Origin of the sequence: Ruegeria sp. PrR005 (genome assembly GCF_010500245.1) — a bacterium.
Taxonomy (GTDB): Bacteria; Pseudomonadota; Alphaproteobacteria; order Rhodobacterales; family Rhodobacteraceae; genus Ruegeria_B; species Ruegeria_B marisflavi.
In genome coordinates this window covers 28,170-49,899 of sequence record NZ_JAAGOX010000043.1, presented here as the reverse complement: position 1 = coordinate 49,899, position 21,730 = coordinate 28,170, and the positions used below count along the sequence as shown (strand labels likewise).

Here is a 21,730-nt window from a genome sequence, read left to right as displayed (position 1 = left end):
GATCTAGAACCCAAGCTCTTCTGGGGTGGCGAGGCGCGTCTCCAGCGCCTCGCGCATCGCATCGGGCCAGGCAATCGAGATGTGCTTGTCCAGATCGCTGGCGGCCAGAACCTGGGTCGAGGACCAGCGGATTTCCTCGCCACAGCTGATCCGGTGCCGCACGGTGACCGAGGAACGGCCGACCTTGACCACGCCGAGCTCAAACCGCAGCGTTTCGCCAAAGAACGAGGGTTTCGAGAAGTCGCAGCTGAGGTGCACGGTGGGCGTGCCCCAGCGCTCGTTCCAGATGATGTGGTGCCAGGGAAAGCCCATGACGGCCCAAAACTCCTCGTTCACGCTGTTGAGGATATCGAGGTAAGAGGGGAAATAGGCGGTCCCGGAAATGTCGCAGTCGCCAAAACGAAGCTCGCGTTCGGTGGTGAAGATCTTGTCCATGATGCGGGTTCGCCCTTTCTCTGGTCCCTTTGTGTCCGTTCCGTGATTGCCGGGCTGGACAGGTTTGACAAGCCCGAAGCTGGAAAACCGGCAAGATGCTCCCCCACCGGGATCAACTTACTTGCATTTGCATATAATTTCGGGAACTCTGGAACATAGAAACGACCGAAAGACCCAGATGGCCGAATCGACCGATCACAGCGAACATCTCAGGGAGTTGGCCGAAATCGGCCTTGATGGCTATGCGCCCTACCTGATGAACCGGATCATGGGGCGGTACAACGCCAACCTGCGCAAGGAGATGACCGCGCTGGGGCTGAGTACCGCCAAGATGCGGGCGCTGGCAATCCTGTCGGCCAAGGATGGCCTGCCCATCGGGATGCTCGGCATCTATGCGGTGGTCGAACAGTCCACCCTGTCGCGGGCGCTGGACGGGTTGCAGGCCGACGGGCTGGTGCGCCGCGAGGTCGACAGCGACGACCAGAGATCGAGCCGCGTGTTCCTGACACAAGAGGGGCGGGCGGTCTATGACCGGCTCTGGCCGCATATGCGGGCCAGCCATGACCGGATGTTCAAGGGCATCTCCTCGGCAGAGCGGCATGCCTTGCTGGCGACGCTGCACAAGATGCTCGCCAATATCCGCATCCACGAGATCTGACGTAAGATGGCAGAGCGATCCTTCAAACGCGAGGTGCAGGACCTCAAGCTGGGGGCGGGTGAGACCTTCACCGGCGAGGGTATTCTGGCGATCACCAAGGCCTTGCTGGAATCGGGCGTGGGCTATGTCGGCGGCTATCAGGGGGCGCCGATCAGCCACCTGATGGATGTGCTGGCCGATGCGCAGGACTTGCTGGGCGAGCTGGGTGTGCGGTACGAGGCGAACGCCTCCGAGGCCGCCGCCGCCGCGATGCTGGCGGCCTCGGTTCATTACCCGATCCGCGGCGCGGTCACCTTCAAGGGTGCGGTGGGGGTCAACGTCGCCTCGGACGCGCTGGCCAATCTGGCCTCGTCGGGCGTGACCGGTGGCGCGCTGGTGATCGTGGGAGAGGATTATGGTGAAGGCTCCTCGATCATGCAGGAACGAAGCCATGCCTTTGCGATGAAATCGCAATTCTGGCTGCTTGACCCGCGCCCGAACCTGCCCTCGATCGTGCAGGCGGTGAAACAGGGGTTCGAACTGTCCGAGGCGTCGAACACGCCGGTGATGTTGATGGTGCGGATCCGGTCCTGTCATGTGACCGGCCAGTTCGCGTGCTCCGAAAACCAACGCCCGCCGCTCAGCGTGCGTGAAGCGCTGTCAGAGCCACGCCGCGATTTCGCCCGTGTGGTGCTGCCGCCGATGTCCTATCAGCACGAGCGCGACAAGGTGGAAAACCGCTGGCCCGCCGCCGAGCGGTTCATCACAGAGCGGGGGCTGAACGAGGTGTTTGGCCCCGACACCGCGCCCGTGGGGCTGGTGGTGCAGGGCGGCATGTATAACGGCGTGATCCGTGCACTCCAGCGTCTGGGTCTTGCCGATATCGAGGGGCGTTCCGCCATCCCGCTCTATGTGTTGAATGTCACCTATCCGCTGGTGAAGGACGAGTTTCTGGCGTTTGCCAAGGGCAAGGAGGCGCTGCTGGTCGTCGAAGAGGGGCAGCCCGAGTTCATCGAACAGGGGCTGGCGGCGATGCTGCACCGGGCTGGGTCGCCGGTGCGTCTGTTTGGCAAGGGCCTCTTCCCCATGGCGGGCGAATACACCGGTCAGATCATGCGCGACGGGATCGCGGGTTTTCTCAAGGAGGCCGCGCCGCAACTGTTGCCGGGGCAGGTGATCGCCCCCAACGCGCCGCCGCCCGAGATGCCCGACCTGTCGCAGACCGTGCCGATCCGGCCGCCGGGCTTCTGCACCGGCTGCCCGGAACGGCCCATCTTTGCCGCGATGAAGCTCGTCGAGCAGGAGCTGGGCAAGCACCAGATCACCGGCGATATCGGCTGTCACCTCTTTGCCGCCCTGCCGCCGTTCGAGATCGGCGGCTCTACCATGGGTTACGGGCTTGGCCCGGCCTCGAACGCGGCGTTTGATGGCGGCGGCGCGCGGCGGGCGGTCTCGTTCATCGGCGATGGCGGGTTCTGGCATAACGGGCTCAGTTCCTCGATCGGCAACATGGTGTTCAACCGGTCTGACAGCGTGGCCATCGTGGTGGACAACTTTTATTCGGCGGCCACCGGCGGGCAGGATGTGCTGTCTTCCCGCGCCAAGAACCCCTCAAAGGCGACCGGCAACCCGATTTCCAAGGCGCTGGAAGGGGTGGGGGTGAAATGGGTGCGCCAGATCGACCGCACCTATGACGTGGGCCATATGCGCGACACCATCCGCGAGGCGCTGACCTCCGATTATGACGGGCCGAAACTGATCGTGGCCTCGTCGGAATGCATGCTGAACCGGCAGCGGCGCGAGAAACCGTTGCGTACGCAGGCGATCCGCGACGGGCGCCGCGTCGAGGCGCCGCGCTTTGGCGTCGACGCCGATATCTGCACCGGCGATCACGCCTGTATTCGTCTCTCGGGCTGTCCCTCGCTGTCGCTCAAGGTGCTGGACGACCCGCTGCGCGACGATCCGGTCGCCAGCATCGACCAGACCTGCGTCGGTTGCGGCAATTGCGGCGAGGTGGCGGATGCCGCCGTTCTGTGCCCCTCGTTCTATCGCGCCGATCTGGTGCACAATCCGGGGCGGTGGGAGCGGCTGTTGGCAGGCTGGCGCAGCCGCATCATCACCTGGCTGCAAGCGCGCCGCGCCCGGCGGGCGCTCGATTTCGGAGAGGCGTCATGACCCGGATGGACAGCGTGATGACCCCGCAGGGCGCCGACAGCGCCCGCGCGATCACCAAGCTGGTGGTCATGGCCGTGGGCGGGCAGGGCGGTGGCGTGCTGACCGGCTGGATCGAGGCGGTGGCCCGCGCCGCGGGCCGCGCGGTACAGGCGACCTCGGTCGCGGGGGTGGCGCAGCGCACCGGCGCCACCATCTATTACATCGAAATCGCGCCCGAGGGTGTGGCGGCGCCGGTGTTTTCGCTGGCCCCAGCCGCAGGGGATGTGGACATCCTGATTGCGGCAGAGCTGATGGAGGCGGGCCGCGCCATCCAGCGCGGCTTTGTCACCCCGGACCGCACCGTGCTGATCGCCTCGGAACACCGGGCTCTGGCGGTGTCGGAAAAAATGGTGCCGGGCAACGGTATCGCACGGGCCGAAGAGGTGATGGCCGCAGCCGGTATCGCCGCACAGCGGTTTCTGAGTGCCGATATGGAGCAGCTGGCGGTCGACAAGGGGTCGGTCATCTCGGCCAGCCTGTTTGGCGCATTGGCGGGATCGGGCGCGCTGCCATTTCCGCGCGAGGCGTTCGAGGCAGCGATCCGCGCCTCGGGCAAGGGGGTGGAGGCAAGCCTTGCCGCCTTTGCCGCCGGGTTCGATGCGGTCCAGGGGGCGGTTTATGTCCCGCAGGCGAAAGCGCCAAAACGCGCGCCCGAGGTAACCGGTCCGGCTTCGGCTTTGATCGACTGGGCCCTGCTCATGGACCGGGTGAAGGCGCTGCCGAAACCTGCTGGCGACATCGCCTGCGCCGGGTTGCAAAAGGTGGTGGCGTTTCAGGATTGCGCCTATGGCACCGCCTATCTGGATCATCTGGAGCGGATCGCGGCCATGGACGACCCGGCGCGCGACCATGTGCTGACCCGCGAGGCGGCCAAACATATTGCCAATGCGATGGCCTATGACGATGTGATCCGGGTGGCCGAGCGCAAGACCCGCGCCGCCCGGCGGGGGCGTATCGACGCGGAGATGGGGCGATCCTCAGGACAGGGGATGCAGGTGACCGAGTTCCTGCACCCGCGCGCCGACGAGATCGCCTCGATGCTGCCCGCAGGCCTGGGGGCAAAGGTGCAGGCGTCCGAGGCATGGATGGCGCGGCTGGATCGTTGGTTCAACCGGGGCCGCCGCATCCGCAGCGACCGGGTGAGCGGGTTCTTGCAGCTCTACTTGCTGGCCGGTCTGCGCGGCTATCGCCGACGCACCCTGCGGCACGCGCAGGAACAAGCGCATCTGGCGGCCTGGCTGGTCCGTGTGACCCAGGCGCGACAGGCCGATTACGATCTGGCGGTGGAACTCTTGCGCTGCCGCCGTTTGATCAAGGGCTATTCCGACACCCATGCGCGGGGACTCTCCAAGTTCGATCGTGTGATGGCGGGGGCCGGAATGGTCGCCGGGCGAGCCGATGCCGCCGACTGGGTGCGGCGGCTGCGCGAGGCGGCGTTGCAGGACGAGGAAGGCAAGGCGCTGGAAGGGGCGCTGCGGACGGTGCGGTCCTTCGCGGAGTGATGGCCAGGGTGGGGCGAGGCTGCGCCTCGCGATCCTTGCATAGTGAACTGGAAGGGCAAGGGCGCGGTTCGGCGCGGCAGGACAGGGAGGACGGCGATGAAACTCTGGTATCAGAGCTATGTGGATTACGAGAACGGCGCGGAGTACTGGGACATGCTCCAGCCGCATCTCGATGCGGTGTCAGGACCCGGGACACAGGTCGACATCCGGGGCATAACGCCCTTTGACAGCTACGCGCATCCGCTGGTGGAATTCCGATGCGCACGCGAGATGATCTGCAATGCGATCCGGGCCGAGCGCGAGGGCTATGATGCGTTTATCGTCGGCCATTTCCAGGATGCGGGCCTCTACGAGGCGCGCTCGGTCGTGGATATCCCGGTCATCGGTCTCGGTGAAGCGACCATGCTGTGGTGCTGCCAGATGGGCCAGCGGCTGGGGATCGTCACCATCAACCCGCGCTTCATCCCGTGGTTCCATCACCAGATCGGCAAATACGGGCTGCGTGAACGGGTGACCGGAGTACATGCGATGACTTTCGAGCCGGGGCAGATCCTGGGCGCTTATGGCGACGCCGCCAAGGCGGCCGCGGTCAAGCGCCTGTTCGAGGAGCAGGGCCGTCCGCTGGTGGCGGCGGGCACAGATGTGCTGATCCCCGGCGGCGGCATCCCGATGCTGCTGTTCTCGCAGTTCCACGACCATCAGATCGACGGCGCGCCGGTGGTCAACGGCATTCCGATCGCGGTCAAGATGGCCGAGATGGCGGTGGACCTGAAACGGCTGACCGGGCAGGGGGTGAGCCGGGTGGGCGACTATACCAAGGCGCCCGAGCACATCATCGAAGAGTTCCTGACCCATCCCAAGGGGCTTTGAGGCCGCCGGGGGGGCTTGCCGAGGGCGACAGTTTACTATCCCGGTATCGTGCCACAGGTTCTCTGCCCCTTGGCAGATCTCGACCCCTCGTGCAGTGAAGCGCGGGTTCGAGCCCAAAGTACAGGATACCGCAGAGTGGATTTTCGTCCATTCTGCGGTTCGGTCGAAGTACACGCGAGCGGCTAGACAGTGCTTGCCGACTCGACACCGAGAGCAAACGGTGTGCCATCTGGGTCGCGAAGAACGAGGCTCTGGCTTCGGGCCACGCGATCGCCCCCTACAGAAGCCGGGTGCGCGCCGCATGTTTCGGCCACGCGACTGGCATCTGACACAGACGCGACCCTGATGCTCGGCACCCAAGCTGCGTTTGCACTGATTGGCCATACTGCGGGATGTTGGACGGCAACAGGACCGCCCGAAGGCCCGAGAAGCGTAGCGCCTTCCCTGTCTTGCTTCGGAGAGACCCGCCATCCAAGCAACTCGGCATAAAACACATCCGGGAAATCATTACCGTTGCCGAGATACACCTCTGGGCCGAATTGCCGGCGGGGTACGGGAAAGCGGTGCCGTGACAGGGAAAGCCCGAACAGCGCGCCGAGCGGATCACGGACAAGCGCGTTGCGACCGACGCCCGGGACCTCGAATGGATCACGAATGAGTTTGCCTCCAAGCGTGTCAACACGCTGGACTGCGGCATCCACGTCGGCGACCTCGATGTAGGCGATCCAGCCATTGCTCTGGCCCGGCGGTGTCTCGGCCAACCCGGCGCCCGCTTCGTCGCCGGATTGGGCAAGGACGAAGTCCTTTTCACCGCCGCCCCAGGCAAAATCCTTTGCCCGCTCGACCTGGTACGACCAATTGGCGACGCGGGCGTAGAAAGCCATCGAGCGTTCTCTGTTCGGCGTGAAAAGGTCGTGCCATACGACTTGACCGGCTTTTGACTGAGTCATCGTATTACCTCCTGACATCTTTGAGTTTCTTGACGTCGCGAACCATCTTGCCGAATGCCTTGTCACGCGACCTGCGTTCGGCAAGGCTGGCCGAATTGAAGGCATCTTCGGCCAGAAGTTTCCGCCATCGCCCTAGCCGAGCAGGGGCGAGGGCACCTGCCTCGACAGCGGCCAGAACAGCGCATCCCGGCTCGGTCTCGTGCTGACAATCGTTGAAGCGGCAACCTGTAGTCAGGTCCCGAATATCGGCGAAAAGGTCATTGATCCCCTCGGCCGCATCGGTCAACTGCAGTTCCCGCATACCGGGGGTGTCGAGGATCAGACAGCCATTGGGCATCGTATGAAGCTCACGCCGCGTCGTGGTGTGCCGACCTTTCGCATCGTCTTCGCGTATGGCCTGGGTCTCGATGGAATTGTTTTCGAGCAGCGCATTGGTCAGCGTCGATTTTCCAACGCCAGATGAGCCGAGGAAGGCAACTGTCTTGCCAGGCTTGCACCACGGGGCAAGCTCTGACAGAGCCGAATTTCCGCGGGCGTCAAGTGCCACCACGTCGATCAGGGCGGACATCGAGCGGGCCGCGTCGATGTAGCTTTGCGCGTCCTCGACAAGGTCGGTCTTTGTGACCACGATGACAGGCGTGATCAGCGCCTCGAACGCCACGGCCGCATAGCGTTCCAGCCGGGCCAGGTTGAAGTCCTGATTGCACGACGTGACGACAAAAACCGTATCAATGTTGGCGGCGATCAGCTGCTCTTGCCGGTCTGTTCCAGGAGCGCGCCGCTTGATGAGGCTGGTGCGCTGAAGTGCCCGACTGGAACGCGGGCGCGCGGGATCCAGCATCAGCCAGTCCCCGACGGTCACATCCGACCTGGGGGGAAGTGTCGTATCGACGCTTTCGCCGAGGACGTGTAGCCCATTGCGATGCACTTCGACGACCCGAACGGGCGGCGTCGCGGTCAGTTCGTCCGCGCTGATCTGTTGGGCGAAAAAGGGTTGCCATCCCAGTGCCTGAAGAGGGTTGATAGTGGCGCGAGGTTCGGCGGCACGCGCGCGCGTCGGAAGGAAACTCGAATAGTCCCGTGTCATGGGTGTCTGCTTTCATGTCTCTGGCCCAGGTAAGACTTGGGCGCTGAAGGTAGGGAGCAAGCGTGCACATCAAAAACGTCCGTCAGAATCGAAGTGACGGAGCGGAATTAAATGTTCAATGTGCACCGGGAGGCGCGCTGCCTCCCTTCCTTACCGGGACATGAAATCTCCATTTCAGATAGTCGGGACATAGGGTGAAAGAATGCGAAATACAACCTCTGGCAACAGATATGGAACCGATTGTCGGCTAACAAATGCGGCCCTCTGTTTCCCGACCTACGAATGTCGGGTTCTCACTCGGTGCGACAAGGCTTCTGCCAGAATCCAGCGCCGGACATGGGGCTGAGTCCACCGGTTACTCCTGACTTCTGGGATGCCGGGCCTGGCGGCTATTGCCCCAGCCCGGGAAGCCACAGCGCGATGCCGGGGAACACGATCAGCAGCGCCACCAAGAGCATCGAACAACCGATGAACGGGATCGCCGACACATAGATATCGCGCATGCTGGTGCCCGGCGCCGAGACCCCTTTCATCACAAAGAGCAGCAGGCCGAAGGGCGGGGTGGTGAAGCTGATCTCGAGCGCCAGCAGCACGATCACCCCGAACCAGATCAGATCGAACCCCAGCGTCTGCGCTAGCGGAAAGAAGATTGGCACAGTCAGCAGCATCATGCTGAGCTGGTCCATGAACATGCCCAGAACCAGCAGGATGGCGAACATGATCAGGAGCATCGTGGTGGGTTCCAGGTCGAATCCCGTGGCCCAGCGGATCAGCCCCGAGGAGGCGCCGGAGAAGGCGAGCAGGGCTGAGAAAGTGGCCGAGCCAAAGATGATCAGGAGCGCCATGGTGGTCACCTTGAGCGCGCCGGCCACCGATTTCACGATCCCCTCCCAGGTCAGCGAGCGGTAGAGTGCGGCCAAGACCACCACGCCGAGACAGCCAAAGGCGGCGCTTTCCGAGGGCGTGGCGATGCCGAACATGATCACCAGGATCACGCCGATCACGATGGAGACCATCGGCAGGATATCGACGAAAAGCAGCCGCAGTTTCTCTGTCCAGTTGGAGCTTTCCACCTCATAGGCGGGGGCGGCGCTGGGATCGTAGAGCGCCATGCCGAGGATCAGGATTGCGTAGAAGATAGCCAGCATCAGCCCGGGCATGATGCCTGCGATCAGCAGGTCGCCGATGTCGAGTTCCGCCAGCGTCGCCAGCAGCACCGCCAGCGCCGAGGGCGGGATCAGCATCGCGAGGCCCCCGGTGCCCAGGATCGGGCCGATGGCCATGTGCTTCTTGTAGCCGCGTTTCTGCATCTCGGGCACCATCAGCGAGCCCAGAAGCGCGGTGGAGCCCATCGAGGATCCCGACAGCGTGGCAAAGGCGGTGCCGCCTGCGACGGTGACAAAGGACAGGCGCGCGGGCAGCTTGCCCATCAGCCGGTCGACCGCGCCGAACATGCGGTTGGCGAGCCCGGTAAAGAAGAAGATCTCGCCCATCAGCAGGAACATCGGCACCGGCATCAGATTGAACGAGGTGACGGTGGGAATCGCGTTGTTGGCCAATTGCCCTATACCGCGTGCCATCTGGCTGGCGATATCGCCGCGCCCGCCCATGAAATAGGCCGCACCGATCATGTTGGCGGCGAGAAAGGCCAGCGCCACCGGTATCCCGAGCGCCATGAAGAACAGGATCATCCCCAGCAGGAAGACGAGCGCCTCATACCATTCCATTGCCTGCGCCTCTTGTATTCTTGATTTTCATTCGTGCACGCCCGCTTCGCCGGTGTGCATGGTCTCGGGGCCAAAGACGAAGCGGAGAAACTGTGCCGCCATCAGGCCGAACCCGATCGGCATGGCGCCCAGAAGCAGGTATTTCGGCATGTCGAGGCTGCGCATTTCGGCATCGCCGAACTTCCAGGCCCGGGCCGTGGCCCCCCAGGTGTACCAGACCAGCACAAGGCAGATCACGACACAGAGCGCCGAGATCACCCGGCTATAGGAACGCTGCATCCGGAGCGGCAGGGCCGCGCTCAGAAGCTCAATGAACACATGGCCCCGATGGCGCACCAGCCAGGGCGAGGCAGCCATCACGATATAGAGCAGGCCAAATTCGGTGAAGGTGAAGATATGGCTGGACCACGAACCGGACAGGTTCAGCGTGCGGGCCAGCGCGCTGATCACGATCCCGAACATGATCCCTACCAGATAGATACCGGCCAGTATGGCCAGCAGGTCGCAAATACGGTCGATCAGGCGCATCATTTCTTGGCTCTGTTTGCTGGGGCAGGCCACGGCGTCACAGCCGCGGCCTGCCTTCAGGCTGTGTTACTCGTCCAGAGCATAGGTCTTGCGCAGGGCCTTGTAGGTCTCGGCACCGGCGCCGCCCCCTTCAATGCGCTCGTACATCCGCGCCCAGGCGGCATCGTCGGCCATCTTGCGATAGACCTCGCCCGCTTCGGCGGAATGGGCCACGAAGGTCATACCGCCATCGGCCAGGGTCTTGGCGTCGGCCGCAACTTCAGCCTGACGGTCGGCATAGGATTTGCCTTCCCACTCGATCACGACCTCTTCGATCAGCTTCTGGCTTTCCGGGGAAAGCGCGTTCCATGCGTCGAGGTTGAAGATCACGCCGATATCGGTGTTGTAGAAGGTCGGGTCCACCCGATATTTGAGGAACTCGTTCCACTTCAGCTGCGGAATGCCGATCTCGGTCCAGGCCGCCGCGTCGACGACGCCTTTTTCCAGCGCCGAATAGACTTCGGTCGCCGGCATGGAGGCGGTGGTCGCGTTCAGTTGCTCGAAGAACGCATGATAGATCGGGTTGTCGCGCAGCTTGACACCGGTGAGATCCAGGATGCCATCGTCACGGAACTTGGGCTCGCTGTTCATATAGATGTGGAACTTGATCCCGCCGTCGATCCAGCCCAGGTGACGGACGTTGAAGCGCTCTTGATGCGCCTTGTCCATCAGTGCCGCGCCGCCATTGGCCCGGGCCTCCATCGGGGTCACGCGCGAGGCGACCATCGCGTCGATCTCGGGCACGTTGGCACCATAGAAACTGCCCGGCGTGTGTACCATGTCGACCACGCCGTCACGGACTGCGGCGGGTTGCTCGAACATGCCGATCGCCTCGGGGCCGCCGCGAACGTCAATCTGCACGATGCCCTTGCCGCGTTCGTTGATGTCCGCGACCATCGCGAGAAAGGTCTTTGTGTAAACCAGGAACTCGGGGAACGCATGTACCGCGCTGACCCGGTCCTCGGCCTTGGCCGACATCGGGGCAGCCATGACGGCGAGTGCTGTCGCCGCCATCAGATAAGTGGCTTTTCTGGAAAGCCCGCTGAAGATCTTCATGTCACAACTCCCTGTTGATCCGACGGAGGATGAGCCGCCTTCTGTCGGGCGGTCATTCCCTCAGGTGAAGTTAGGTCGGTCTGTCCCGACTTCTATGCATTTTCATGTAAGACCGCCCGGTAGGGGCAATGCAATAGAAATATCCTTGATATATGATTTTTCATGTATGTAATCTGTTCCCAAGGCATTTGGTGCGGGAGAGGGCGATGGAAATTGCGGTTCTAGGCGGCGGAAACGGTTCGACCGCCGCAGCGGTTGATCTGTCGATGCAGGGGCACAACGTACGGTTCTGGCGACGGAATGCGCGCGCGCAAGAGGAGCTCAGGGCGCGCGGCAACGTCATCACGCTCAAGGATTTCGAGGGCGCGCGTCCGATTCGCATTTCAATGGTCACGGATGACATCGGCGAAGCGATCCGGGGCGCCGAACTGATCGTCTGCCCGACGCCGGCCACAGCCCAATCCGACATCGCGGCAGCCATGGCTCCTTACCTGACAGACGGGCAGGTGGTCTTTCTGCCGCCGGGCAGCTTTGGCAGCTGGATGATGGCCGATATCGTCCGCAAGGCGGGAAACCACGCCGATGTCAGTTGGGCCGAAACCGGCACTCTGCCATACCTCACGCGGTTGCACGGGGCCGATACCGTCGCGATCACCACCCGCGCCACCCGCCTGCCGACCGGGGTTTATCCGTTCCGCAACGCAGTGCATGCGCTGGCAGTCCTGGCGCGCGCCTATCCATCGGTCGAACCGGCGGGTGATGCGTTGTCGGGGGCGCTGATGAACGCAGGACCAATCATCCACCCACCGCTGATCACGATGAACGCGGGCCCGATCGAGCATTTCGACCATTGGGACATCCACAACGAAGGCACCCAGCCCGCCATTCGCCGGGTCACCACGCGGCTTGATGCCGAGCGGATGGCGCTGCGCGAGGCGCTGGGTTACGGCGCGCCGCATTTTCCGCTGGCCGATCACTACGAGACCTCGGACTGGATGTACGGCAACCTCGCCCATGACAAGCTGGTCGACAGTGGCGACTGGCGCGAGCATCTGGTGCTGACCCAACACCGCTACATGCGCGAGGATGTCGCGGTGGGGCTGGCCTTGCTGGTCTCGGTCGCCGATTGGGCCGGGGTGCCCGCGCCCACGGCGACGGGGCTCCTAGCGCTGGGGTCTGCCATCTGCGACGACGATTTTCGCCAGAGTGGCCGGACGCTGGAAAGCCTCGGGCTGGCCGACATGGACCGCGCCGGTTTGCAGGCCATGCTGCGGGACGGGGCCTGAGATGGCGGCACGGGAAACCATCGCCGCCGTGGGCGCCGGGCGAATGGGGCGTGGCATGGCGGTGGCCTTTGCCTATTCCGGCCATCCGGTCCGCCTGATCGACGCCAAGCCGCGATCCATGGCAGAGTTCGACCGGCTCAAGGCCGAAACCCTGGCCGAGCTGCGAAGAACCTTCGCGCTGATGGCCGATGTGGGGCTGATGCAGGCGGATGAGATCGACGCGATGCTGGACCGGGTCCAGGTCACCGGGCAGGACGATCTGGCGGCGGCGCTGGCGGGCGTACCCTTCATCTTCGAAGGCGTACCCGAGACGCTGGAGGCCAAGCGCGAGGTTTTCGATTTGCTGTCGCGCCATGCCGACGCGGATGCGGTGATCGCCTCGACCACCTCGACCATCCTGTCAAACGACCTTCAGGGGTTTGTCACCCCGCCCGAACGCTTCCTGAACGCCCACTGGCTCAACCCCGCCTATCTGGTGCCACTGGTAGAAGTCTCGCCAGGCGATGCAACCGATCCGGCGGTGACGGTGCGGCTCACTGCCCTGCTGGAAGGTATCGGCAAGGTGCCCGTCACCTGTGCCGCCAGCCCCGGCTATATCGTGCCGCGCATCCAGGCGCTGGCGATGAACGAGGCTGCCCGTCTGGTCGAGGAAGGCGTGGCCAGCAGCGCCGATATCGACAAGGCCACGAAATACGGGTTCGGCTTCCGTTTCGCGGTGCTGGGCCTGTTGGAATTCATCGACTGGGGCGGAGGTGATATCCTCTACCACGCCAGCCGCTACATGACCCGCGCCACCGGACAGGACCGGTTCGCCGCGCCCGATATCATCGAGGCGAACATGACCGAGGGCCGGCGCGGTCTGCGCGACGGGCGCGGATTTCTCGACTATGACGGCCTTGACGTTGGCGCCTATCAAAAGGAGCGTATCGGCGCCTTCGCCGCCATGCTGCGCCATCTCGACAAGATGCCGGTCAAGGGCGACTAGATCGGAGTTTGCACCCCAGCTTCTGCTTCTTTCTGGTGAAAAATACTCAAAGAGCACCGGTGCCGCCCGCGCCACCATTCCCGGTTTATCCCTGCCCGATGAACCTGCGCACACTGTCCAGCAGCAGATCGTTCTGTGCGGGCAGCGACAGCGAGAAGCGGAAGAACGCTTCCAGCCCCGCCTCGCGGGTGCGGTTGACGACGATTCCCGCATCCGCGAACAGATGCTCGACCAGCGCCTCGGTCCGGGCCGTATCGCCGTCCCGGAAACAGACCATCAGGAAGTTGGTGCGGCTGGGTACGACGACCAGACCCAGTTGCCCCAGCGCACCGGCCAGACGCGCGCGTTCGGAAACGATCTCATCTACCCGCGCCTGAATGGCGGCAGGGTCTGCAAGACCCGCCACCGCCCCGGCCTGCGCCATCGCGTTGACGGTCCCCATGCCGCGCGCGGCATAGAGAACTGGCACCATCCATGCGGGCGCGTGGCACCAGCCGACCCGCGCCCCGGCCAGGCCATAGGCTTTGGAGAAGGTCCGGGTGACAACGATGTTCTCGCGACCGGCGGTCAGCCTGTGCACCGCCGCGCAATAGCCGGGCGCGGCAAACTCGCCATAGGCGAGGTCAAGCACCAGCACGACCTGCGCAGGCAGGTCGTGAGCCAGCCGGGAGAGTTCGTCCATTTCCAGCATTGTGCCGGTCGGATTGTTTGGATTGGCCAGGAACAAGAGCCGGGTGTGGTCGGTGACCGCCGCCAGCAGGGCGTCGACATCGCTGGTATAGTCACGCTCGCGGGCCTTCACCAGCGTGGCGCCGACGCGGTTGGCGGTCAGGGCGAACTGGATATAGCCGAACTCCGAGATCAGGATCTCGTCCCCGGGCCGCGCAAAGCAGCGGGCGATGACGTCGAGCAATTCCTCTGACCCGTTGCCGCAGACAATATGCTCGGGGTCCAGCCCATGCGCTGCGCCCAAGGCATCGCGTAGCGCGTCACAATGTGGGCTGCCATAGGACTGGGCCCGCGCGGCGGTCTCCTCCATCGCGACGCGGATCGCGGGCAGGGGGGGATAGGGCAGCTCGTTGAAGCCCATGTTGATGATCGGCAGCCCCTTGGGCTGCGGCCTGCTGATGCGGCCGCGCAGGGGCATAGGGGCGAGATAGGGCGTCGGGCGCATGGTATCCTCGGCGTTGGTCCGTGACATGAGAGGGTGATTTACGGGCAGGTTCAAGACGGAGGCTCACTACACGATCCCGCGATCCGGCCCAGAACGACCGCGCTCAGCAAGCCGTTGCCGGAGAGATATCCGCTGTCGCCGTTGCCCGAGACGCCACAGGCCGCGCCGCCGCCCGCGTAAAGGCCCGGCACCGGCGTGCCATCGCGGCGCAGCACGCGCGCCTGCGTATCGGTGCGCAGCCCGCCCTGGGTGTGAAACAATGCGCCCGTCACTCGCACGCCGCAATAGGGCGGGGCAAGCGGTGGAGGCTGAAACACCCGCCCGTAGGCATCTATCCCTTTACGGGGCAGGTCGCGCAAGGTTTGCGCCAGAGCGTCGGGCGGCAGGCCGAGCAATCGGGCCAGTGCCTCGGGCGTATCGGCTTGCCGGATCGCGCCCGCGGCTTCCGCGCGGCGAAAATCCTCGAACTGCCGGGCGATATCCGCGATGCGCGCGTCGAAGACCGCAAATGCCGCGCCCCCTGGCTGTGCCATCACCGCGCGGGCGGCCTCGGAATAACCTTGGCTTTCATCCCAGAACCGCAGGCCTTCGCGGTTGACCTGCACCCCGCCCGAGGTGATCACCGCCCAGGTGATCAGGATGCCGTGCGGGTGGGCCACATTGCCATGCCCCTGATAGGCCCCGAGGTGGCGCAGATCGGCCCCCAGTGCTTCACCCCACAGCACCGCCTCGCCCCGATTGCCGTCATGTCCGAACCAGAGCGCCTCGCCGATCTCGGGCATGTGGTCGGTGACCAGGTGCCGGTTGCCGCCGAACCCGTTGCAGGCCAGGATCAGCCGGTCGCAGGTGATGCTTTCGCCGGTGCCATCGGGGCCAAAGACCGTGACACCGCGCACCCGGCCGTTTTCCATATGCAGGATGTGCGCCCGCCGGGAACAGACGATGTCGATCCCCTGCGCCTCGCATGCGTGGCGCAGCGCGTCGATCAGCTCTTCGCCCGAGCGGCCGGGCAGGCCATGCATCCGGCGGCGGCTATGGCCGGGATAGTCGAAATCGGTGACAACCGAAAAGGGCAGACCATGGCGCTCAGCCAGCCAGTCGATGACCGGTCCGGCCCCGGCGGTCAGGGTCTCTACCAGATCCGGGTCGTTCTGCCCTTTGGCCTTGGATTGAATGTCCTGCGCGAAGAGCGCGGCGCTGTCCTCGATCCCCGCCGCGCGCTGCATGGTGGTGCAGGGCGCAGGGATCAGCCCAGCCGAGAGCGCGGTCGAGCCGCGCGGCAACGCGTCGGCCTCGACCACCAGCACCTCTTGCCCCGCCTCCCGCGCTGAAAGCGCGGCCACCAACCCGCAAGCGCCCGCGCCGATGATCAATGTCTGGCAGGCTATGTCGAAGCGCGCGGGCGGCGGCGCGATATGCGGTTCACTGTCCGGGGTCATAGCGCTTGCCCCGCTCCAGCATCTCATTGGTCCCGATCACCTCGTTCAGACCGGCAAAGTCGTACATCCGGTCCCGGAACGGCGCGGTTGTGCCATGCGCGCGCAGGCTGGTGTAATAGTCGCGCGCGGTATGGGCGAGCGCCCGCACGATGCCGCCGGGAAAGATCACAAGGCGGAAACCCAGCGCCTGCAACGCCTCGGCTGGCCGGATCGGCGTCGCGCCCCCCTCGACCATATTGGCCAAGAGCGGCACACGTGCCGCGAACCTGTCCGCGATACCGGCGAGCTCTGCCTCGGTCTGCGGCGCCTCGACGAACAGAACATCGGCTCCGGCGGCGAGATAGGTCTCGGCCCGCTCCAGCGCGGCATCGAACCCTTCGACCGCGATCGCATCGGTGCGGGCGATGATCAGCGTGTCGGCCGAGCGGCGGGCGTCCGCCATGGCGGCGATCTTGCCCGCCATCTCGGCGGCCGGGATCAGCGCCTTGTCCTTCAGGTGGCCGCAGCGCTTGGGATAGGTCTGGTCCTCGACCTGCAACGCTGCCGCGCCTGCCCGTTCATAGAGCCGCATGGTGCGCTGGGCGTTCAGCGCGTTGCCGAAGCCGGTATCGGCGTCGATGATCACCGGCAGGGTGGTGCGGTCGGCGATAAGCGCCATGGTCTCGGCCATTTCCGTGACCGAGGTGAGGCCGATATCAGGCCTGCCAAGGCGCGTATAGGCCACTGCCGCGCCGCTCAGGTAAAGCGCCTCGAACCCCGCCTGTTCGGCGATCAGCGCGGTAAGCCCATCATAGATGCCGGGCGCCAGAACGATGCCATCTCTGGCCAGTCTTGCCTTGAGTGTCATGACGCGCCCTCCATCCAGCTAAGTGCCTCGGCGCAGGTCATCTGATGCGTGACGGTGCCGAGCGACAGCAGGGTAGCCTCGTGCACCTCGCCCTTGAAGGCGGCGCAGCCGTCGGTCAGCATCACGGTGGCGATGTCGCGCAGATGCGCATCGCGCAGGGTCGAAGCGACGCCGCCATTAGTGACGATGCCGCCGACGATCAGCTGGCGGATGCCCATCGCGCGCAGGATGTATTCCAGCCGGGTCTGGTAGAAGGCGGAATAGGCCACTTTCTCGACCGTGAAATCGGCAGGTTGCAGCGTATCGACCAGCTGATGCCCGAAACTGCCGGGCGCGAAATCGCCCCTAGTCAGAAAGGGCCGCAGCGCCTTGAGATGCGGCGAGATCAGCGGCGCGCCGCCGGGGCCTGGCACCAGCGTGAACTGGGCCGAGATGTATAACCCGCCCTTGGTCCGCAGCGCCGCAACCAACGGCGCGATGCGGGCGGGAAGCGCGGCGATGGCCGCCGCCCCCTGTCCGGCCCGGCCATAGGCCCCTTCGGGGTGAAGAAAGTCGTTTTGCAGGTCGATGGTCAGCAGCGCGGTCTGCGCCAGGGTCCAGCCTTGTGGATCGCTCATGCGCCTGCCTCCGGTCCGGTTTCGATGATGACATTGCCCAGCGGGTCGACCCGGCCCAACAGCCCGGGTTCGATCAGCACCGTGGTATCGGGCTGTTCCAGGATCGCGGGCCCGGTGATCACGGATCCGACCGGCAGCGACAGCCGGTCATAGATCGCGGTTTCATGCCAATCGGTGCCGAAATGGACCTTGCGGGTGGATTTCGGCCGGGCCGGGTCGGTCACCGTGGGCGCAAGCGTGGCCAGGTCGAACTTGGGCCGCTTGCCGGTCACGGCGCTGCGCAGGTTCAGGATGCGCCGCACCCCGCCAGGCAAAAGCCGCCCGAACGTGTCGCGATAAACGGTGTCAAAGGCGGCGGCGATCTGGGCTTGCATAGGCGGCTGTACCTTGCCCTCGGTCACGCTCACCGGGATCGGCACCGAAACGGTATGGGTCTGGCCGATATAGGCCATGTCGAGCGCGAATGTCGCCTCGCGCGCCTCGAACCGGGTGCCGGCGGCCTCTAGCATCGCCATGCCGCGGTCATGGTGATCCTGCATCACCGTGCCCAGCATATCGGTATCCAGCCCGTCGAGCATCGCGTTGAGGGTCTGCACGAAATCCTGCCGCATGTCCGCGATCACGCAACCCAGTGCCGAGGTCACGCCCGGATAGCGCGGCACGATGGCGCGGGCGATCCCCACCTCGGCCAGCATGGCGCCTGCATGTAGCGCGCCGCCGCCGCCAAAGGGCATGAAGGCGAATTTCTTGGGGTCGAAACCGCGCTCGATGCTGACCAGCCGCAGGGCGCCTGCCATGCGTGAATTGGCCACCCGCAGGATCGCCTCGGCGGCGGCTAGAGTATCGAGTCCCAGCGGCTGGCCGACATGGGTGTCGATGGCCCGTGCCGCTGCCTCGACATCCAACCGCGCAAGCTTGCCGCCAATGGGATTCTCGGGGTCGATGCGGCCCAGTACCACGTTGGCGTCGGTCACGGTGGGGCGGTCGTTACCCAGCCCATAGGCCACCGGCCCCGGGTCCGACCCCGCGCTTTCCGGGCCGATGTTCAAAAGACCCCCCTTGTCCACCCAGGCGATGGAGCCGCCGCCCGCGCCGATGGTGGTGATCTCGATCATCGGGGTCCGCACCACCATGCCAAACTCGATCGAGGTCTGCGGCGCCAGCATCGAGCGCCCTTCGGCGATCAGCGAGACATCGAAACTGGTGCCGCCCATATCGCCTGTGATCACGTTGTCGAACCCGGCCGAACGGGCGATATAGCCCGCCGCGATCACCCCCGCAGCAGGGCCCGAGAGGGCGGTTCGGATCGGAAAGCGGCAGGCGGTGTCCACATCCATCACGCCGCCATTGGACTGCACGATCATGAATTCGCCGCCGAACCCGCCCTTGTCCAGCGCCGCCCTCAGCCGGCCCAGGTACCCCGAGACCTCGGGTTGCAGATAGGCGTTGAGCGCGGTGGTCGAGAACCGCTCGTATTCACGGATTTCCGGCAGGATCTCGGATGAGGCCGAGACATGTTCGTTGGGCCAGATCTCGCGCAGGGCGGCCACGGCGGCGGCTTCGTTGGCGGGGTTGGCATAGGCATTGGCAAACAGGATCGCGACGGCGACACAGCCCTGATCCTGCAATTGCCGGGCAGCGGCGCGAACCGCCTCCAGGTCGACGGGCGTGCGGATGGTGCCATCGGCAAGGGTGCGCTCTGGCACCTCCAGCCGGTCGCGGCGGTCGACAACCGGTTCGAAATCGCCGCGCAGGCCCCAGGTGCGGGGCCGGTCGCGGCGGCGCATCTCCAGCACGTCGCGCAGGCCTTGGGTGCAGATCACACCTGTCCGCGCGCCCTTGCGCTCCAAGAGCGCATTGGTGCCCGCCGTGGTGCCGTGCACCACCACGCCGACACTGCCGATATCGGCAACCGCCTCGGTGATCCCTTGCAGGAAGCCCGTGGACTGGTCGGGACGCGAGGTCGGCACCTTGCCGACGCGTGCGGTGCCGTCACTTTCGTCCAGAACAAAGATATCCGTGAAGGTGCCGCCGACATCGACACCGATCATCTTGCCGCTCATCGCATGCCCTCGCGCCAGGTTGGGCCATAGAGGCGGTCGGCCTCGGCCGCGCTCAGATAATCGCGCGCCACATCCAGCGCCACGGCACCGGCGTCGCGTTCAGACGGCGGCCCATAGCCGCCGCCGCCCGGGGTTTCCAGCCGCACCGCCTCGCCCTGTTTCAGCCGGATGCCACGCATCTTCGACACCAGCGGCGGGTGCGGCCACTCCGCGCCCTGCCGATAGGAGAACACGTTCAGCGCGCCCTCCTGCCCACCTGCCACGCCCTTGGGCGCAAAACGCCCGCGCTCGCCGAACAGGAAGCCCTCGGCGCCGTTCTCCTCCAGCACCTCGATCTCATAGACCGCGCCCAAGCCGCCGCGATGCCGCCCAGCGCCTGCGCTGTCGCGCCTCAGCGCCCACTGCCGGAACATCACCGGATAGGCGGCTTCGAGGATTTCCAGCGGCGGGATGGTTGCCGTGGAAATCGGCGCATTGCCATGGTTCAGCCCGTCGCTTTCGGGCGATCCGCCATGGCCGCCGCCGTAAAAGCTGAACATCACCCAGGGCTTGCCATTGCTGCGCCGCCCGGCGATGGAAAGCGCGTTTATGGTGCCATAGGCATTGGCCACCACCCGGTCCGGCACTGCTTGTGCAAAGGCACAGAACACCACGTCGATCATCCGCAAGATAGTTTCGGTATAGCCGCCGGTGGGCGCGGGAAACTCCGCCGACAGGATCGAGCCCTCGGGAACCGTGACCTCGATAGGCCGCATCACACCCGCATTTGCGGGCAGCAGCGGAAAGATGTGCTTGATCGCGACATAGACGGTGGCGATCGTGGTGGGCAGCGCGATATTGACGGGGCCTGCGCATTTCGGGGCCGAACCGGTGAAATCGAGATGCATCCGGTCGCCCGAGATGCTCAGCGCCACGCGGATCGGCAGCGGGGTGTCGGCAATGCCATCGTTGTCGAGGAAATCCTCGGCTTCCCAGCGCCCATCGGGGATGGCCGCAAGCTCCGAGCGCATCAGCCGCTCGGCCCGGATGCCCAACGCGTCGAGCGCCGCATCGACCGTGTCCGCGCCATATTCGTCCAGCAACTCGTCCATCCGCCGCACGCCCAGATCCAGCGCGCCCAACTGGCCGTTCAGATCGCCCTGCGCCGATTGCGGCAGGCGGGTGTTGCGCAGCAGGATGTCGATGATGTCCTGGTTGACCACACCCGCGCGGGCCATCCGCACGGGCGGCAGCACAAACGCCTCCTGGAACACCTCGGTGGCGGCGGGGTTGTAGTTGCCCGGCACCGCGCCGCCCACATCGTGCCAATGCCCGACCGAGGCCAGCCAGCAGAACAGTTTCCCCTCCCGGAAATAGGGCCGCACAAGGCGCATGTCGCTCAGATGCGTGCCGCCGATATGAGCGTCGTTGAAGATGAAGATATCGCCATCGGCAAGGTCACCGTCCGCGGCGACTTTCTCAATCACCGCCTTCACGGCAAAGGACATGACACCGACAAAGATCGGCAGGCCCGATTTGCCTTGCACCAGCGTGTCACCCGTTTCGGCGTGATAGAGACCATGGCTGGCATCATGTGCCTCGGCGATGATCGGGTTGAAGGCGGCGCGGAACAGGGTGGCGTCCATCTCGTCGGCGATCTGTTCCATGCGCCCGGCCAGAACCGAAAGCGTGATCGGGTCGATATCGCTCATGTCCGCCCCCGCACTTCGCCCATGTCGTTCCACACGTCCTGCCGGGTGATCCGGCCCGCCACCAGTTCGAACCGGTCAATGAAGCGGATGCCGGAAAAGGCCGTGCCATCAAGCCATTCGCCTGACAGCGTGCCACGGCAGTAAACGACCGAGATGTCGCCCGCACCGGGCATGGCGTCGAACCCGTCATAGGTCTTGGTCACGAAACTATAGCGGGGACGCGCCCAGTCGATCAGTTCGGACAGTTCGGTCATCGGGCCGGTGCCGGGGAAATACATGGTGAACCCGTCACCTTGCATGGCGCGGGCGGCGTCCAGATCGCGCGCTTCCATCGCGGCCAGATAGGCATGCACGACTTCGGCCGGGTTGGGCAGGGCGGGGGCAGGGGTCTTTGTGTTGCGCCCTCGGTAATAGGCATCGGGTGCCATTTCGTGGATCATGACCACGACACCTTCGGGTGCAGCAGGCACGACGAACCGCACCGCATCCGTCAGCGCATGGCCCAGGCGGCGCTTGTCCTCTTCGCCGTACCCTTCGATCAGGTGCAGTTCGACCACCGGCATCGCATCCCTCCCCCGTATGA

19 protein-coding genes are annotated in these 21,730 nt (G+C 64.9%); 6 read left to right on the top strand and 13 right to left on the bottom strand.

What is annotated here, in order from left to right; all coding sequences use genetic code 11:
* Positions 1–3: 3 nt before the first annotated feature.
* A complete protein-coding gene (locus G0P99_RS17540) occupies positions 4–435 on the bottom strand; it encodes a thioesterase family protein (RefSeq protein ID WP_164131782.1) in 432 nt (143 codons plus the stop codon).
* A 178-nt stretch (positions 436–613) separates the two neighbouring features.
* Here G0P99_RS17540 and G0P99_RS17535 point away from each other — a divergent pair, with 178 nt between their 5' ends.
* From G0P99_RS17535 to G0P99_RS17520, 4 genes are all read left to right on the top strand, one after another.
* Positions 614–1,093: a MarR family winged helix-turn-helix transcriptional regulator gene (locus tag G0P99_RS17535; protein ID WP_164131781.1), complete on the top strand. Its 480-nt coding sequence runs from the start codon at positions 614–616 to the stop codon at positions 1,091–1,093.
* 6 nt (positions 1,094–1,099) lie between these two features.
* Positions 1,100–3,247 carry an indolepyruvate ferredoxin oxidoreductase subunit alpha gene (locus G0P99_RS17530; protein ID WP_164131780.1) on the top strand — a complete coding sequence of 716 codons (2,148 nt, stop codon included), beginning with the start codon at positions 1,100–1,102 and terminating at the stop codon, positions 3,245–3,247.
* Positions 3,244–4,788 (top strand): indolepyruvate oxidoreductase subunit beta family protein, encoded by a 1,545-nt coding sequence (locus tag G0P99_RS17525; protein WP_164131779.1) that lies wholly within the window; start codon positions 3,244–3,246, stop codon positions 4,786–4,788. The genes G0P99_RS17530 and G0P99_RS17525 overlap by 4 nt, the downstream gene beginning before the upstream one ends.
* A 96-nt stretch (positions 4,789–4,884) precedes the next feature.
* Complete coding sequence (locus tag G0P99_RS17520) at positions 4,885–5,658, top strand: aspartate/glutamate racemase family protein (protein ID WP_164131778.1); 774 nt, start codon at positions 4,885–4,887, stop codon at positions 5,656–5,658.
* A 182-nt stretch (positions 5,659–5,840) separates the two neighbouring features.
* On the opposite strand, the gene G0P99_RS17515 is transcribed toward G0P99_RS17520, so the two are convergent.
* The 5 genes from G0P99_RS17515 to dctP all read right to left on the bottom strand — a co-directional run bounded on the left by G0P99_RS17515 (position 5,841) and on the right by dctP (position 11,045).
* Positions 5,841–6,608, bottom strand: a complete 768-nt coding sequence (locus tag G0P99_RS17515; RefSeq protein ID WP_239059860.1) for a VOC family protein — start codon at positions 6,606–6,608, stop codon at positions 5,841–5,843.
* Between the two features lie 4 nt (positions 6,609–6,612).
* On the bottom strand, positions 6,613–7,449 hold the full coding sequence (rsgA, locus tag G0P99_RS17510; protein WP_370462825.1) for a ribosome small subunit-dependent GTPase A: 837 nt from the start codon (positions 7,447–7,449) through the stop codon (positions 6,613–6,615).
* Between the two features lie 635 nt (positions 7,450–8,084).
* Positions 8,085–9,422, bottom strand: a complete 1,338-nt coding sequence (locus tag G0P99_RS17505; RefSeq protein ID WP_164131775.1) for a TRAP transporter large permease subunit — start codon at positions 9,420–9,422, stop codon at positions 8,085–8,087.
* Positions 9,423–9,449: 27 nt separating this feature from the next.
* Positions 9,450–9,953, bottom strand: coding sequence for a TRAP transporter small permease (locus G0P99_RS17500; protein WP_164131774.1), 504 nt, complete (start codon positions 9,951–9,953; stop codon positions 9,450–9,452).
* 63 nt (positions 9,954–10,016) lie between these two features.
* The gene (gene dctP / locus G0P99_RS17495) at positions 10,017–11,045 is read right to left on the bottom strand and encodes a TRAP transporter substrate-binding protein DctP (protein ID WP_164131773.1); all 1,029 of its coding nucleotides are present in this window, start codon (positions 11,043–11,045) and stop codon (positions 10,017–10,019) included.
* Positions 11,046–11,251: 206 nt separating this feature from the next.
* Here dctP and G0P99_RS17490 point away from each other — a divergent pair, with 206 nt between their 5' ends.
* Together G0P99_RS17490 and G0P99_RS17485 are read left to right on the top strand one after the other, a co-directional pair.
* Positions 11,252–12,331, top strand: coding sequence for an NAD/NADP-dependent octopine/nopaline dehydrogenase family protein (locus G0P99_RS17490; protein ID WP_164131772.1), 1,080 nt, complete (start codon positions 11,252–11,254; stop codon positions 12,329–12,331).
* Between the two features lies 1 nt (position 12,332).
* A complete protein-coding gene (locus tag G0P99_RS17485) occupies positions 12,333–13,316 on the top strand; it encodes a 3-hydroxybutyryl-CoA dehydrogenase (protein ID WP_164131771.1) in 984 nt (327 codons plus the stop codon).
* A gap of 85 nt (positions 13,317–13,401) precedes the next feature.
* Here G0P99_RS17485 and G0P99_RS17480 read toward each other — a convergent pair whose 3' ends face one another.
* The 7 genes from G0P99_RS17480 to G0P99_RS17450 are packed head-to-tail and all read right to left on the bottom strand — an operon-like array spanning position 13,402 to position 21,710.
* On the bottom strand, positions 13,402–14,517 hold the full coding sequence (locus G0P99_RS17480) for a histidinol-phosphate transaminase (protein WP_164131770.1): 1,116 nt from the start codon (positions 14,515–14,517) through the stop codon (positions 13,402–13,404).
* A 23-nt stretch (positions 14,518–14,540) separates the two neighbouring features.
* The gene (locus tag G0P99_RS17475; protein WP_164131769.1) at positions 14,541–15,929 is read right to left on the bottom strand and encodes an FAD-dependent oxidoreductase; all 1,389 of its coding nucleotides are present in this window, start codon (positions 15,927–15,929) and stop codon (positions 14,541–14,543) included.
* Complete coding sequence (locus tag G0P99_RS17470; protein ID WP_164131768.1) at positions 15,913–16,776, bottom strand: oxaloacetate decarboxylase; 864 nt, start codon at positions 16,774–16,776, stop codon at positions 15,913–15,915. The genes G0P99_RS17475 and G0P99_RS17470 overlap by 17 nt, the downstream gene beginning before the upstream one ends.
* Positions 16,773–17,393, bottom strand: a complete 621-nt coding sequence (locus tag G0P99_RS17465) for a cysteine hydrolase family protein (RefSeq protein ID WP_164131767.1) — start codon at positions 17,391–17,393, stop codon at positions 16,773–16,775. Before G0P99_RS17465 ends, G0P99_RS17470 begins: the two co-directional genes overlap by 4 nt.
* Entirely contained in the window at positions 17,390–19,456 is a 2,067-nt protein-coding gene (locus G0P99_RS17460; protein WP_164131766.1) for a hydantoinase/oxoprolinase family protein, read from the bottom strand. Before G0P99_RS17460 ends, G0P99_RS17465 begins: the two co-directional genes overlap by 4 nt.
* A complete protein-coding gene (locus G0P99_RS17455; protein WP_164131765.1) occupies positions 19,453–21,147 on the bottom strand; it encodes a hydantoinase B/oxoprolinase family protein in 1,695 nt (564 codons plus the stop codon). Before G0P99_RS17455 ends, G0P99_RS17460 begins: the two co-directional genes overlap by 4 nt.
* Positions 21,144–21,710, bottom strand: coding sequence for a tautomerase family protein (locus tag G0P99_RS17450; RefSeq protein WP_164131764.1), 567 nt, complete (start codon positions 21,708–21,710; stop codon positions 21,144–21,146). The genes G0P99_RS17455 and G0P99_RS17450 overlap by 4 nt, the downstream gene beginning before the upstream one ends.
* Positions 21,711–21,730 lie beyond the last annotated feature (20 nt).

Coding starts and splice junctions, on each gene's coding strand:
- G0P99_RS17520 (WP_164131778.1), top strand. CDS start 4,885: ATGAAACTCTGGTATCAGAGCTATGTGGATTACGAGAACGGCGCGGAG.
- G0P99_RS17460 (WP_164131766.1), bottom strand. CDS start 19,456: ATGAGCGGCAAGATGATCGGTGTCGATGTCGGCGGCACCTTCACGGAT.
- G0P99_RS17450 (WP_164131764.1), bottom strand. CDS start 21,710: ATGCCGGTGGTCGAACTGCACCTGATCGAAGGGTACGGCGAAGAGGAC.
- G0P99_RS17505 (WP_164131775.1), bottom strand. CDS start 9,422: ATGGAATGGTATGAGGCGCTCGTCTTCCTGCTGGGGATGATCCTGTTC.
- G0P99_RS17470 (WP_164131768.1), bottom strand. CDS start 16,776: ATGACACTCAAGGCAAGACTGGCCAGAGATGGCATCGTTCTGGCGCCC.
- G0P99_RS17480 (WP_164131770.1), bottom strand. CDS start 14,517: ATGTCACGGACCAACGCCGAGGATACCATGCGCCCGACGCCCTATCTC.
- G0P99_RS17485 (WP_164131771.1), top strand. CDS start 12,333: ATGGCGGCACGGGAAACCATCGCCGCCGTGGGCGCCGGGCGAATGGGG.
- G0P99_RS17455 (WP_164131765.1), bottom strand. CDS start 21,147: ATGAGCGATATCGACCCGATCACGCTTTCGGTTCTGGCCGGGCGCATG.
- G0P99_RS17475 (WP_164131769.1), bottom strand. CDS start 15,929: ATGACCCCGGACAGTGAACCGCATATCGCGCCGCCGCCCGCGCGCTTC.
- G0P99_RS17515 (WP_239059860.1), bottom strand. CDS start 6,608: ATGACTCAGTCAAAAGCCGGTCAAGTCGTATGGCACGACCTTTTCACG.
- G0P99_RS17500 (WP_164131774.1), bottom strand. CDS start 9,953: ATGATGCGCCTGATCGACCGTATTTGCGACCTGCTGGCCATACTGGCC.
- G0P99_RS17490 (WP_164131772.1), top strand. CDS start 11,252: ATGGAAATTGCGGTTCTAGGCGGCGGAAACGGTTCGACCGCCGCAGCG.
- G0P99_RS17535 (WP_164131781.1), top strand. CDS start 614: ATGGCCGAATCGACCGATCACAGCGAACATCTCAGGGAGTTGGCCGAA.
- rsgA (WP_370462825.1), bottom strand. CDS start 7,449: ATGCTGGATCCCGCGCGCCCGCGTTCCAGTCGGGCACTTCAGCGCACC.
- G0P99_RS17465 (WP_164131767.1), bottom strand. CDS start 17,393: ATGAGCGATCCACAAGGCTGGACCCTGGCGCAGACCGCGCTGCTGACC.
- dctP (WP_164131773.1), bottom strand. CDS start 11,045: ATGAAGATCTTCAGCGGGCTTTCCAGAAAAGCCACTTATCTGATGGCG.
- G0P99_RS17525 (WP_164131779.1), top strand. CDS start 3,244: ATGACCCGGATGGACAGCGTGATGACCCCGCAGGGCGCCGACAGCGCC.
- G0P99_RS17540 (WP_164131782.1), bottom strand. CDS start 435: ATGGACAAGATCTTCACCACCGAACGCGAGCTTCGTTTTGGCGACTGC.
- G0P99_RS17530 (WP_164131780.1), top strand. CDS start 1,100: ATGGCAGAGCGATCCTTCAAACGCGAGGTGCAGGACCTCAAGCTGGGG.